This is a genomic window from Capnocytophaga sp. oral taxon 326 str. F0382, from assembly GCF_000318295.1.
Lineage (GTDB): Bacteria > Bacteroidota > Bacteroidia > Flavobacteriales > Flavobacteriaceae > Capnocytophaga > Capnocytophaga periodontitidis.
Genome location: NZ_KB291361.1, coordinates 54,635 through 66,802, shown reverse-complemented (window position 1 = coordinate 66,802; position 12,168 = coordinate 54,635). Strand labels below are relative to the sequence as shown.

General features: G+C 36.5%; 12 protein-coding genes and 1 tRNA gene. 6 read left to right on the top strand and 7 right to left on the bottom strand.

Annotated elements, in window-relative coordinates:
* Window positions 1-5: 5 nt before the first annotated feature.
* From HMPREF9073_RS01190 to HMPREF9073_RS01180, 3 genes are read left to right on the top strand one after another with little or no spacing between them, the layout of a single operon-like run.
* Window positions 6-818, top strand: a complete 813-nt coding sequence (locus HMPREF9073_RS01190) for a Cof-type HAD-IIB family hydrolase (RefSeq protein WP_009412146.1) — start codon at window positions 6-8, stop codon at window positions 816-818.
* A gap of 16 nt (window positions 819-834) precedes the next feature.
* Window positions 835-2,388: a signal peptidase I gene (gene lepB / locus HMPREF9073_RS01185; protein WP_009412145.1), complete on the top strand. Its 1,554-nt coding sequence runs from the start codon at window positions 835-837 to the stop codon at window positions 2,386-2,388.
* A complete protein-coding gene (locus HMPREF9073_RS01180) occupies window positions 2,389-3,012 on the top strand; it encodes a WbqC family protein (RefSeq protein WP_009412144.1) in 624 nt (207 codons plus the stop codon).
* 415 nt (window positions 3,013-3,427) lie between these two features.
* Here HMPREF9073_RS01180 and bshC read toward each other — a convergent pair whose 3' ends face one another.
* Together bshC and HMPREF9073_RS01170 are read right to left on the bottom strand one after the other, a co-directional pair.
* Window positions 3,428-5,029 (bottom strand): bacillithiol biosynthesis cysteine-adding enzyme BshC, encoded by a 1,602-nt coding sequence (bshC, locus tag HMPREF9073_RS01175; protein ID WP_009412143.1) that lies wholly within the window; start codon window positions 5,027-5,029, stop codon window positions 3,428-3,430.
* Window positions 5,030-5,044: 15 nt separating this feature from the next.
* Window positions 5,045-5,347 (bottom strand): hypothetical protein, encoded by a 303-nt coding sequence (locus HMPREF9073_RS01170; protein ID WP_002681550.1) that lies wholly within the window; start codon window positions 5,345-5,347, stop codon window positions 5,045-5,047.
* 129 nt (window positions 5,348-5,476) lie between these two features.
* On the opposite strand from HMPREF9073_RS01170, the gene HMPREF9073_RS01165 reads away from it, so the two are divergent.
* Complete coding sequence (locus HMPREF9073_RS01165) at window positions 5,477-6,202, top strand: 16S rRNA (uracil(1498)-N(3))-methyltransferase (RefSeq protein WP_009412142.1); 726 nt, start codon at window positions 5,477-5,479, stop codon at window positions 6,200-6,202.
* A gap of 2 nt (window positions 6,203-6,204) precedes the next feature.
* On the opposite strand, the gene HMPREF9073_RS01160 is transcribed toward HMPREF9073_RS01165, so the two are convergent.
* The 4 genes from HMPREF9073_RS01160 to HMPREF9073_RS01145 all read right to left on the bottom strand — a co-directional run bounded on the left by HMPREF9073_RS01160 (window position 6,205) and on the right by HMPREF9073_RS01145 (window position 8,898).
* A complete protein-coding gene (locus HMPREF9073_RS01160) occupies window positions 6,205-6,963 on the bottom strand; it encodes a hypothetical protein (RefSeq protein ID WP_034555055.1) in 759 nt (252 codons plus the stop codon).
* A 59-nt stretch (window positions 6,964-7,022) separates the two neighbouring features.
* A tRNA-Leu gene (locus tag HMPREF9073_RS01155) sits at window positions 7,023-7,102 on the bottom strand.
* A gap of 88 nt (window positions 7,103-7,190) precedes the next feature.
* On the bottom strand, window positions 7,191-8,105 hold the full coding sequence (locus HMPREF9073_RS01150) for a bifunctional UDP-sugar hydrolase/5'-nucleotidase (protein ID WP_034555053.1): 915 nt from the start codon (window positions 8,103-8,105) through the stop codon (window positions 7,191-7,193).
* Between the two features lie 7 nt (window positions 8,106-8,112).
* Window positions 8,113-8,898 (bottom strand): 5'-nucleotidase C-terminal domain-containing protein, encoded by a 786-nt coding sequence (locus HMPREF9073_RS01145; protein WP_009412139.1) that lies wholly within the window; start codon window positions 8,896-8,898, stop codon window positions 8,113-8,115.
* 34 nt (window positions 8,899-8,932) lie between these two features.
* Between HMPREF9073_RS01145 and HMPREF9073_RS01140 the strand changes: the two genes are divergently transcribed.
* Window positions 8,933-9,481, top strand: a complete 549-nt coding sequence (locus HMPREF9073_RS01140) for a hypothetical protein (RefSeq protein WP_009412138.1) — start codon at window positions 8,933-8,935, stop codon at window positions 9,479-9,481.
* Window positions 9,482-9,487: 6 nt separating this feature from the next.
* On the top strand, window positions 9,488-10,360 hold the full coding sequence (gene dapA, locus HMPREF9073_RS01135) for a 4-hydroxy-tetrahydrodipicolinate synthase (protein WP_009412137.1): 873 nt from the start codon (window positions 9,488-9,490) through the stop codon (window positions 10,358-10,360).
* Here the strand turns inward: dapA and HMPREF9073_RS01130 are convergent.
* Complete coding sequence (locus tag HMPREF9073_RS01130; protein WP_009412136.1) at window positions 10,357-12,048, bottom strand: murein L,D-transpeptidase; 1,692 nt, start codon at window positions 12,046-12,048, stop codon at window positions 10,357-10,359. The two genes, dapA and HMPREF9073_RS01130, sit on opposite strands and share 4 nt — an antisense overlap.
* Between the last annotated feature and the right edge of the window lie 120 nt (window positions 12,049-12,168).

The following is a 12,168-nucleotide window of genomic DNA, read 5'->3' as shown; positions in this document are numbered from 1 at the left end:
AAAGAATGTATAAAATTATATTTTCTGATATTGATGGAACTCTTTTAAGCGGTTCACGTACTCTTACACAAAATACCATTTACGAAGTGAAAAAACTGAAAGACAAAATGCCTTTCATTTTAGTATCTTCACGTATGCCTCAGCAAATGTATCACATACAAAAAGATTTAGGTATAGCAGGTTTACCCCTTATCGCTTATAATGGAGGATTAGTACTCAATGGTGAAAAAGTACTGCACTCAGTAGCAATTCCTCTTCAGATATTGGAAGATGTGGTTACTCTCAACGAAAAAGAGTTTGCCTCAGAAATACATATTAGTTTTTATTACAACGATGAGTGGTATGTACCTCAATACGATCAATGGGCACAACGTGAAGAAACTATTACCAAAGTAACTCCTGTAGTACGTCCTAACCGAGAAGTGCTCACAGCGTGGCAACAAGCAGGGCACGGAGCTCACAAACTGATGCTAATGGGTGAAGAAACTCTTATTGAGCGTATGTTCCAACTATTAAATGAGAAATATACTAAGGTAATGCAAATTTATCGCGGAAAAGAAACTTATATCGAATTATCAGATATTAGTATTTCTAAACTCACAGGGGTAAAAGTAGTTTTGGACGAAATATACCATTTGCCACTGAGTGAAGTAATTGCTTTTGGCGATAACTACAACGATTTAGAAATGTTAGAAGGCGTAGGCTGTGGCGTAGCAGTAGATAATGCACGCGATGAGGTGAAAGCCGTTGCCAAACATACAACACTACATCACTCAAAAGATGGTGTAGCCGAATTTTTAAAACAATTAAATAATTAATAATTAACGATTAAAGATGATATATTTATACATTTTAATTATTGCACAGCTCATCAATGGGCTATTTTTTTGGAAAGGTTATGAAAAAGCAGGTTACAGAGCGTGGCAAGCCTTTGTACCTTTTTATAATACTGTTATTTTTTTGCGTATCATCTCACGTCCGTGGTGGTGGGTCTTCTTGTTGTACTTACCTGTGATAGGTAATATTATGGTAGTAGTGATGACCTACGAATGGTTACACGTGTTTAACTATCGCAAAAAACGCTATACCTTGCTTTCGGTAGTGACTTTAGGCTTGTTTGCTGCCTACGTAACTTATTTGCCCTCTACACAATATGTAGGTAAGGATGTAGAGGTAATCAAGAAAAATGTATCGTCGTGGGTAAGTGCTGTACTCTTTGCTGTGGTAGCAGCTTCGGGTATTCACACCTATTTCATACAGCCTTATATGATTCCTACTTCTTCCCTAGAAAAAACACTTTTAGTAGGCGATTTCCTCTTTGTGAGCAAGTTCCATTACGGAGTGCGTGTGCCTATGACACCTTTATCATTACCTATGGTACACGATTCTATTCCTGTAATAGGTACAAAATCATACATCAAAACACCACAATTACCTTATTTGCGTTTGCCAGCTTTGCAAAAAGTACACCGAAATGATATTACTGTATTCAACTGGCCTACTGATACGGTAAGATACTTCCGCGATAATTCGGGTATTCACGTTGATAAACCTATTGATAAGAAATCAAACTATGTGAAACGCACAGTAGCTATCCCAGGTGATGTACTTGAGATAAAAGATGGTGATGTATGGATCAATGGCAAAAAAGAAATTTACCCTATACGTGCTAAACTACAAACATCGTATATAGTGGTAACACAGCCTAATTTGTTTAACTCTATAGAAGAAGTTTGGAGTGCTATGTACCAACAATTTGGTGTGACCGATCGCGCTTATCCTATCAATAACGATACCTATATTTTTTCTTCTCTTACTGACGATGTGGCAAAAGCATTAGCTGCTAATCCTAATATTGTATCTGTAACTCGCAATGTGAATAAGGCGGGAGTGTACAATAAGGCTATCTTCCCTCATAGTCCTGCATTCCCTTGGAATGAGGATAATTATGGTCCCATTACCATCCCTGCTAAAGGAAAAAGTGTAACACTTACTATTGAGAATTTACCTTTGTATAAACGCATTATCAGCGTGTATGAACACAACCAATTGGAAGTAAAAGGTAATGAGATTTATATCAACGGACAAAAAGCTAATAGCTATACTTTTAAACAAGATTATTATTGGATGATGGGTGACAATCGCCATAATTCTGAAGATAGCCGTTTTTGGGGCTTTGTACCTGAAGATCACGTATTAGGAAAACCAGTACTCGTTTGGATGAGTTTAGACCAAAACGCTTCAGGCTTTAAGAAAATACGTTGGAATCGTCTATTTACCACTGTGAATGGTGATGGAGAGCCCGTATCGTATCGTTATATCGTGTTTGCTTTGCTCGGTTTGTGGTTAGCTTATAGTTTGCTGAAAAAGAAAAAAGAAAAAGAATAAATGGTAACACAAGTATTATTGCACCCCACTTATTTTCCTTCAATAGCTCAATTTCATTTGATATTGAACAACCCTTGTGTATTAGAAGTTTCGGATAATTATCAGAAGCAAACTTTGCGCAATAGGGCTTATATTTATGGTGCGAATGGTAAACAAGCCCTTAATTTACCTATCAAACACGTAGGAGGGGATACTGGCAGACAGCTGTTTAAAGATGTAAAGGTAGAAAATAATTTTCCTTGGCAACGATTGCATTGGAAGAGCTTAGAAACTGCCTATCGCACATCACCTTATTTTGAGTATTACGAGGACGATTTGGCACGTATTTTTGAAAAACAATATACTTATTTACTTGATGTAAACCTTGATACTATTGAAACTATTTTAGCGTGCCTATTGGTACATATCAATTTTGATAAGACAAAAGTGTATGAAGCCGAGCCTCAAGGAGTAAAAGACTATCGCTTTTTAAGTAGCGCTAAAAAAGAATACCCTATAACAATGCCTCCATATCATCAAATATTCTCAGATAAATATGGGTTTATTCCTAACTTATCAATATTGGATTTATTGTTTCACGAAGGACCTAATACCCAAGACTATTTGGCGAAGGTAATAGTATAGTGTAATAAAGTGTGCAACTACACATTTAAAGGTGTATAATTACACGTTTTGTTATAGGCTTTTGAAATAAGTGTTATAGTTAATTTTTATTTTAGTTATTGATAATCAGTGTATTGAATAGTTTAATGAATTAAACAAGAAGTTTGGCACAGATTTTTCTATATACTAAACAGAAAAATGCTAAATTAAACATCATCACTTTAAGTGTGATACTCATTAAAACAAATCTTGTGAAAAAGACTTTATTACTCAATGGTAATAGAATAACATTTTTCTAAACTGAAAAATTTTCTTCATTTTGGAGTTAGTAGTAGTATTTATATGCATTGTGAAAAAGGCTCTCTAAGAAATTAGGGAGCTTTTTTTATGCCTATTTATAACAAAAAAGACGCTCTTTAGCGTCTTTTTTATATTGTTAGTATTGTATGACTACAAATCTAAAATCAAAGGGATTGAAGTCTTTTACTAATTCAGGGATGAATTCCTTACCTTTCAGCAAATAGAAATCGGTGAAGTTAGCAAAGCGTTCTTGTAAGATGTTATTAGGGAATAGTTCACTTTGCAAAATAGTAGTGCGCTCTAATTCCTCACTAAACTTCCTTTTTTGGGCTTTTAAAAGTCGTTTTTCAAGTTTTTCTAAACCTTTTAACTGTCGGACTTCTTGGGCTTTTACGGCATTCTTAAAGGTAATGTCAGTACGTTCAGCTAATTGGTATAGATGAGTGAATTGCTGTTGGAGTAATTCCTTTTCAGGAGTAAAATCTATAGGAAATTCACTGAGTTGTCGTACTTTTTTATTCTTTAACTCTTCTGGTTTTAAGAATAAATCGTTTAGAGAAAGCTGTAGTTTTTCAATTTTCTCAGCTTGTCGTTGTGAAACGAGCATTGCCGAATTGCGCAACATCAGTATGGGGAAGGGTACTTTTTCCTTATTAAAAAAACCTTTTAATTCTAACCAATAAGCTATTTCTCCACCACCACCTATATAAGCCAAATTAGGCAATATCACCTCTTGATACAAAGGGCGCAAGATAACGTTAGGAGAAAATCGTTCAGGATAGGTATTGAGTTCTTCTAAAATAGCTTCTTTAGAGAAGTGAATATTTGTATCGTGTACCTCAAAACCTTCGGTGGTACGTATGATGCGATGTCTGCCGTTAGGGGTGAGGTAGAACATATTCACCTCACGTGGGTTTACTTGCACAGGATAAGTGCTATTCACCTTTTGTAAAGCCTCAATACTTTTAGTTACTTCACGATGAGCAACACTGTATAATAAGTCATTGCTTATATAGGGGATAAATTCCTTTTTTAAAGCCTTGTCGTTAGCGTCGATTACCACCACTCCATAATCTTCAAATAGGGCATTTACTAAATAGCGAGTAGCTTCAGCTAAATTATTGTTTTTTAGATAGCTATCGCGGAAGAGAGCTCGCAATTCATCAGCGTTTTTACCCAATCCTATTGCTCTATCAAACGATTGAAATACCGCTTCGAGTGTATTGGTAGAAAAGTTGCCCGTTGCTCCTGTTTGGTCGCTATTCCAACAGATGGTGCGATTGCTGAGGTGAAAATGGTTGATTTCCTCAAAATCGTGGTCTTCTGTAGCCATCCAATACACAGGAACAAAATGTTTATCGGGGTACTTTTCAGTGAGCTGTCTAACAGTATTAATTACTGAAATTATCTTGAAGATAAAATAAAGATGCCCTGTAAAAAGACTCGACTGATGTCCTGTAGTAACTGTGAACGTATTACTTTGAGCTAAAAGTTCTATATTTTTGAGTACTTTAGGGGTCGTTTTTAGCTCGGCGTATTGTGCTTTTAAGCTACTTACTAAAACATTGCGTTTTTCTTGACTGAAATTAGCTTCTTTTTCAGTTATTTGCTTTTCAAATTCTGCTATTGAAGAAAAGTGATTGTAGAAAGGGCGTAGTTTTTCTTGCTCATCTACATAATCGGTGATGAGCGTAGAGAAAAACCGAATATTGGAGTAAGGAATATAAGCGGAAATCATACGCTTGAAGTGTTTTTATTCGTCGTCTAATGAAGAATCGTCGGGAATGTCTAAACCGCCTACTCCTATTTCATCGTCATTATTGTTCATAAAGTCGTCGTCCTCGTCGAAGTTTTCCATTGTATCGGCTAAACGAGTACTTACTTTCACTAAATAGATAGTGTCCTCGGTGCGTACTTCTAAGGCATCAACGGTCTCATTTTTGGCGTTTTTAAAACGAATTACATCTGCATCAGTATACCCATCAGGGTATTTTTCTACTAACATAGAGAGAATCTCATTGGTTAGTTTGTTGTAGTCTACTATTACGCGTTTCATATTAATATTACTTTTCACGGGGCGAAAGTAAGTTAAATTTTATAATTACAAAATAAAAAACGTATTTTTTTTTAATTTGTAGTATCTTTGCCCCCGAAAAATGCTTATGATTTCTAAGAAAATAAAACTATGAGTATACAATTATTTTATCACCCAGCACTGCAATTAGATAGTACAAATTGCTTTTTTGATAAGGAAGAAAGCCAGCATATAGTAAAGGTATTACGCAAAAAAGCGGGTGATGTGTTACATATTACTAACGGGAAGGGACAACTTTTTGAAGCACAATTAGATTTTGCGTCTCCTAAACAATGTGAAGTAAGAATACTGAAATGCACTACCCAATCACCGCGTTCTTATTATTTACACTTGGTAGTAGCCCCTACCAAAATGAATGAACGTTACGAATGGTTTTTAGAGAAAGCTACTGAAATAGGGGTAGATGAAATTACACCTATTATTTGTGAGCATTCTGAGCGTACGACTATTAAAGTAGAGCGTTTTGAGAAGATACTTCTTTCGGCGATGAAACAATCGCTGCAATGCTATTTGCCTAAACTCAATGCTCCTATTGCATCAACTCAGTTTTTTAAAGTGATGAAGACAGATACTTCAGCTAAATATATAGCCCATTGTTACGAAAATGAAAAGCGGTTGTTCTCACGAACACTCACTCCGTTCCCTGAGCGCATCACAGTACTAATAGGACCTGAAGGTGATTTTTCAACAACTGAACTCAACACCGCTTTGCAACAATCGTTTATACCTATATCATTGGGTGATACGCGTTTGCGTACCGAAACAGCAGCCGTAGTAGCCTGCCATACAGTAGCCGTGCTTAATGAACTCCAATAGGATTAGAAACTCACCATAGCTTCATAGAAATCGGCTTCATCTATACCCATATTTTGGCATACCCATTTGGCAGCCTCAATGTAGCTTATTTGGGTAGCCGACGCATCGCCTAAGGGCAATTCTCCTTCGGGAGTAATAAGAAAAGTTTCGCCATTGTGCGTTTCAAATAGAGGGGTGCGGTACTCCATTTTACGTATCGCCCTCTCGTTGTTTTCTACAAGTGTTTTGAGAGCTTCATCATCTTCATTGTAAATAAGGATGCCTCCTTTAGTAATCGATTCTATAAAGTTTTGATATTCTTCTACTTTTTCATTGTTAATATCACTGATGAGGGCAATGGTAGGATGTAGTGCGGCACTGTTGTCCCCTCCTTCAAAAAGAACAAATTCGGTATCTACAAAATGTACTTGTTTGCCATTAATAGGAGTTTCTAAACAATAACTCAAAGGTTGGTTATAAAAATCCATAGTGTGGAGCACACGTGCCAAACACTCTTTCTTACCCTTATCACCACTGAGTACTACACGGGTTTTATTTTTGAAATATTCATATAGAAAAGCATTAGGTGATATAGGTGAAAGCCCTAAGTTTTGAGCCAATAACAAATCGGGGTGAGTAGGTGATAGGTGAGGATCAGCAATTACATAATGAGTTTCAGAAGATAATTCTTCTGGTAAGGTAGTGATGTGGTGCTGTTCATTTAGAGCCATCATCAAGGGGCGCAAGTGAGTGCTGGGGGCTACTATAAAATGGATATTCATTGTATTGAAAGTTAATTGTTATAAAAAAAGCTATCCTATTAGGATAGCTTTTTTTGTTGTACCTGAGGAGGGAATCGAACCCTCACTCCGAAGAACACGAGTTTGAGTCGTGCGCGTCTACCAATTCCGCCACTCAGGCTTGCTTTTTAAATCGGGTGCAAAGGTACATAAGTTTTTTGAATATGCAAAAAAAAGCCTAACTTTTTTGCTAAATATTTTTTAACTTATTAAACTTCAATGCTAACAGATTTATTTTTCACCAGCTTTTCATCTTCAAAAAAGAAGTCAATACGCCCTAGATTGATACCATAGCATCCCACTTGGTTTACTAAAGTTATTTTTTCACGGCGATTGGTTACCAAAGTAGGCTTTGGCAAGAAAGTGTGTGTATGTCCGCCAATAATCAAATCGATATACGATGTTTGTGCTGCCACTTTTAGGTCGCACACCTTATTAGGATTATCTTTGTACTCATAGCCTATGTGTGAAAGACAGATAATGAGGTCGCAATGTTCTTCGTTATGCAGTTTGCGTTCCATATCTTGGGCAATTTCTATAGGGTTGAGATATACAGTTTCACCGTACATCTGTTTGTTAACTAAGCCTTCTAACTCTACTCCTATACCAAAAACACCTATTTTGATACCATTAAGATAGTAAATTTTATAAGGGAGTGTATGTCCGTTTAAAATGGTATTGCTAAAATCATAATTAGAGATGATAAAATCGAATTTAGCGTGAGGTAATTGAGCATAGAGGCCTTCGAGTGCATTGTCAAAATCGTGATTGCCAAGAGTTGCCGCGTCGTATTTGAGCATAGACATCAGTTTGAACTCTAATTCACCTCCGTAGAAGTTGAAATAAGGAGTACCTTGAAAAATATCTCCCGCATCAAAGAGGAGAGTATAAGGGTTTTCTTGACGTATTTGGTCTATGAGGGCAGCCCTGCGTGCTACTCCTCCTTTGTTAGGATTAAAGGGGTCGGTAGCAGGTAGTGGGTCGATATGGCTGTGCACATCGTTAGTGTGCAAGATAGTAATTTGCTTGGTATTAGCGGGTTTCATTGATAAGGAACCCAATCCTCCCATCCCTACCAATAGAGAGGAAGCGCCTATATGTTTTAAAAAAGTTCTTCTTTCCATAATATATTTAAGGTTTATATTCAAAACGATGGTCTTCAGTAGCGTTTAAAATATCTATTTTTTTGAAGTAATCGATAAGTACGTTGCGGAGTTTATAGCCTATTTTATCAGCGTCTAAAGCGCCTTTAAAAAAGTACATTTCATCGCCTCCATTGTATAGGTAATCAGAAGTGACAACTACATAAGTTTTGTTAGGGTCAAAAGGCTTTCCGTTAATGGTGAAGTGCGTGATTTTACCATCCTTAGTGATTTGTAACGACACTTGTTTAGAAAGAGGGTGGGGGAGACGGTGCTGTATGAGGTAATCAGCGAGTTCTTTTACTTTAGTTCCTGGCATAGTGAGTACAATTACCTCATTTTCAAAAGGCATCAAATTAAAAGCTGATTCCATTGTGATGGTGCCTTTAGGCAAATCGGAGCGGATACCTCCCCAGTTGAGCATCACAAAATCAACCTCCTTGCCTGTGCGCTTTTTGTATGCCTCGGATACAATTTCAAAGGTAGCATCAGCCATAAAATTGCTGATTCCTGTGTTAAGCAAGGTGGTTTTCCTATCCTTTACTAAATCACGAGCATTTTCAGCTAAAACGGTAGACATTTCTGCTTTGATACGCTCTCTATACGGACTTATAAAATTTTCTATATCAGTTTTTTGTGATATAGATTCGGTAACGGGAATGTTTTTGCTACGCTCTTTTGTAACAGTGTATTTAGCAGGGGTGCAAGAGGCTAAAAAGGCAAATGTTACAAATAATACAAAAAAATAATGCTTCATTATATCAAACTTTCTCATAAATATGTTTTTATTTTAAAAATTATTTTTACCTTTGCAATCACACGCAAAATTACAATATATTTTGGACATCATAAAGAATTTTTACCTAAAAAATAAAATTCGCAAGAATTTTAAAGCCTTAGAAAAGTATAACAAAAGGTTAGACAGCGACTTAGTGAAAGTAGGCTGTATTGTGGATATGGATGTAGTGAAGGAAGTTAACCCTCTGTTAGAGTTAATGAAATACTATTCCATACGTCCTGAAAACTATATTGTTTTAGGATATAAGCACACTTCAGAAGAAACTCACGCTAATGGAGTTCCTTTTTTAGTAGATAAAGAAATTAATTGGCAAGGAAAGGTGAGAAATTATCACGCTGATCGTTTAGCAGAACAGGAATATGATTTGCTCATCAACTATTTCAATGAACCTAAATTGCCCTTGCTCTTACTATCCTCATCAATAAAAGCAAAATTGAGAATAGGGTTTCAAGGAATTGATATGCAGTATAACGATATTACTATTGCTTGCCCTCTTACTGAAGAAAGAGTTTTTACTGAAGAAGTAAAAAAAGTATTAGGAACCATTATTCATAAATAAGAAGTTATGACAAACCAACTAACAGGAACTGGTGTAGCTCTCATTACACCTTTTACAAAAGACAATCAGGTGGATACTGAAGCACTTGCCCGCATTGTGGACTATGTAACCGAAGGCGGAGTGGAATTTATAGTAGCCTTAGGTACTACCAGTGAAGCCCCTACGCTTACTAAAGATGAAAAACGCATCGTACGCGAGACAATTATCAAGGCTAATAAAGGACGTTTGCCTTTAGTTTTAGGTATAGGTGGTAACAATACCCAAAATGTAATTGACGAAATCAAACAGACCGATTTGTCTCCGTTTGTAGCAATTTTATCAGTAACACCTTATTACAACAAGCCTTCGCAAAACGGCTTATATGCACACTTTGCCGCCATTGCGAAAGAAAGTACACTCCCTATTATTTTGTATAATGTACCAGGACGTACAGGAGTATCGATGACGACTGAAACTGTCGTGCGTTTAGCAAATGATTTTGAGAATATTGTAGCAATTAAAGAAGCATCGGGTAATTTGCTGCTCGATATGAATATCATCAAAGATATGCCTAAAGATTTTATTTTGCTCTCTGGTGACGATGCTACTACTTTGCCTGCGGTGTATATGGGAGGAAGTGGAGCAATTTCTGTGATAGGCATTGCTTATCCTAAAGAATTTTCAGAAATGGTGCGTTTAGGACGACAAGGAAAAACAGTTGAGGCTAACAAACTTCAATATAAATTGCTTCCTAGAACAGCATTAGCTTTTAAAGAAGGAAATCCTATAGGAATTAAAGCTATGTTAGCGGCTAAAGGTTTGTGCGAACCTTATGTGCGTTTGCCTTTAGTAGAGGCATCAGAAGAATTGAAAAAAGCAATAAGCGATTTGAAAGATTAACTTTCAAATCGCTTTATTTCTTTTAACTGTTCGTTATCGAGATCATAGATGTCGTTTTTTAAAGTCAATTCGCCGTTTTCATCTATAAAAGCGGTGTAGTAAAGAATATTTATTTTGTACTTCGTTTTTAAAGCAATGCGATATTGAGATCGCTTGCCATTCATAGCTTCATTTACTTTTTCTAAAGTCCAAGGTGTTTCAGTAGCTTCATTTTTCAATAGCTGATAAGCTAATTCATTAGGGTTTTGCACACGCACACAACCGTGACTTAAGGCGCGATCATCACGCTGAAAGAAATATTTAGAAGGAGTGTCGTGCAGGTAAATACTCATACCATTAGTAAGTATGAACTTCACTAACCCCAAGGAGTTATAGGCTGATGGAGCTTCTACAAAGTGGAAACCGCGTTTGTGTACAGAAGGGTCTGTCCAATCAATGGTAGTAGGGTCTACCTTTTTGCCCTTTTCATACATAGTATAACCTCTTTTTTGGTATTTTTCGGGATCGGCTTGTGATATAATCTGTGGGAGCATTTCCTTTTTTATAATACTTTGTGGTACCGACCACGTAGGGCGGAATTCTACATAGCGAATGGTATCGGTAAAAATAGGTGTAGGGGTTTCTGTTCTACCTACTACTACACGTGTTTGAAATTGTAACGAGTCCTTGTGAAAGAGCAATAATTTGAAATCGGGGATGTTCACCAAAGCGTAGTGTTCGCCTAAATCGTTATTGAACACGCGCATACGTTCCATATTCAGTTGTAACAAATCGCGTTTACGACTTTTGTTCATATTCAGGAAGTAAAGTGTTTGTTTTCCTAACAAGCCATCAGCTGTAAGTCCGTTGCTTTTTTGGAAACGTTGTACTGTTTTGATAAGGGTACTATCTACCATTTGAGCCTCAATTTCAGGAGTAGCATAAAAACCCTTCTGTTTGAGTCCATTGCGCAAATGTACCACTATAGGGGAAGTATAGCCATATACAAAATCCTTTGCGGGAAAATCAATGGTAATAAAAGTATCTACCGCTTGTTTTTTGAGTTGTAGATAAAGTGCTTTCATCTGCTCATACTGCTTGTTTTGAGGAAACAGTGGTATAATAACGCTTGCTAAAGAGGTTTTATCACCTATATACAATAATAGGTCAATATTTTTCTGAGCATCATATTTAGGCTTGAGCCAAGTGTGTTTGCCATAAGCAATTCTTGTAAATCTACCGCTGGTAAGGTGTTTGGTAAACAATAAGAACGAGGCAGTAATTTCCTTGTCTAAGGAAGCTTTGTAATCATCGGATAGCTGGTGAGCATAACTACTATCCACTGCTTTTTTGAGAGCAGTACGCCTATAAGTTTCAGGTACCAAGCCATCGTTAGCAACACTGTCTAAAACAGAAAGATACTCTTTAAATAGGCGTGAAGGAATATCTTGGTAGAGCCAACGTGTTTTGCCACCATTTTGTATATAATAGGTGTAAGTTTCAGATTGGATACCTTTTTTGTTGTGAGTGTCCAAGATGGGAAGATTTTCAAAAGTAGCAGCCGTAGTATCTACTGCTATAGTAAGAGCTTCGGCATAAATTTCTTCACCAGTTTCTCTCAGTGATGAATCAGGGTGTGAAGCAGGATTTTTCTTACAGCTTTGGAGTATAGCAAGAGCAGCTATTAAAAAGTAGAGTTTAAATTTCATTGTATGAAAAAAATGTTACAATTAAGCGGCAAAAGTACTCTTTTTTTTTCACTTAAACAAATGATAATAAAATGACCTTGCTAAAGATATATATCTTGTGGAGAGATAATCAAATATTTG

Bases quoted from the DNA above. Each gene is read 5' to 3' on its own strand.
- HMPREF9073_RS01190 (WP_009412146.1), top strand. From the start codon at position 6: ATGTATAAAATTATATTTTCTGATATTGATGGAACTCTTTTAAGCGGT.
- lepB (WP_009412145.1), top strand. From the start codon at position 835: ATGATATATTTATACATTTTAATTATTGCACAGCTCATCAATGGGCTA.
- HMPREF9073_RS01180 (WP_009412144.1), top strand. From the start codon at position 2,389: ATGGTAACACAAGTATTATTGCACCCCACTTATTTTCCTTCAATAGCT.
- bshC (WP_009412143.1), bottom strand. From the start codon at position 5,029: ATGATTTCCGCTTATATTCCTTACTCCAATATTCGGTTTTTCTCTACG.
- HMPREF9073_RS01170 (WP_002681550.1), bottom strand. From the start codon at position 5,347: ATGAAACGCGTAATAGTAGACTACAACAAACTAACCAATGAGATTCTC.
- HMPREF9073_RS01165 (WP_009412142.1), top strand. From the start codon at position 5,477: ATGAGTATACAATTATTTTATCACCCAGCACTGCAATTAGATAGTACA.
- HMPREF9073_RS01160 (WP_034555055.1), bottom strand. From the start codon at position 6,963: ATGAATATCCATTTTATAGTAGCCCCCAGCACTCACTTGCGCCCCTTG.
- HMPREF9073_RS01150 (WP_034555053.1), bottom strand. From the start codon at position 8,105: ATGGAAAGAAGAACTTTTTTAAAACATATAGGCGCTTCCTCTCTATTG.
- HMPREF9073_RS01145 (WP_009412139.1), bottom strand. From the start codon at position 8,898: ATGAGAAAGTTTGATATAATGAAGCATTATTTTTTTGTATTATTTGTA.
- dapA (WP_009412137.1), top strand. From the start codon at position 9,488: ATGACAAACCAACTAACAGGAACTGGTGTAGCTCTCATTACACCTTTT.
- HMPREF9073_RS01130 (WP_009412136.1), bottom strand. From the start codon at position 12,048: ATGAAATTTAAACTCTACTTTTTAATAGCTGCTCTTGCTATACTCCAA.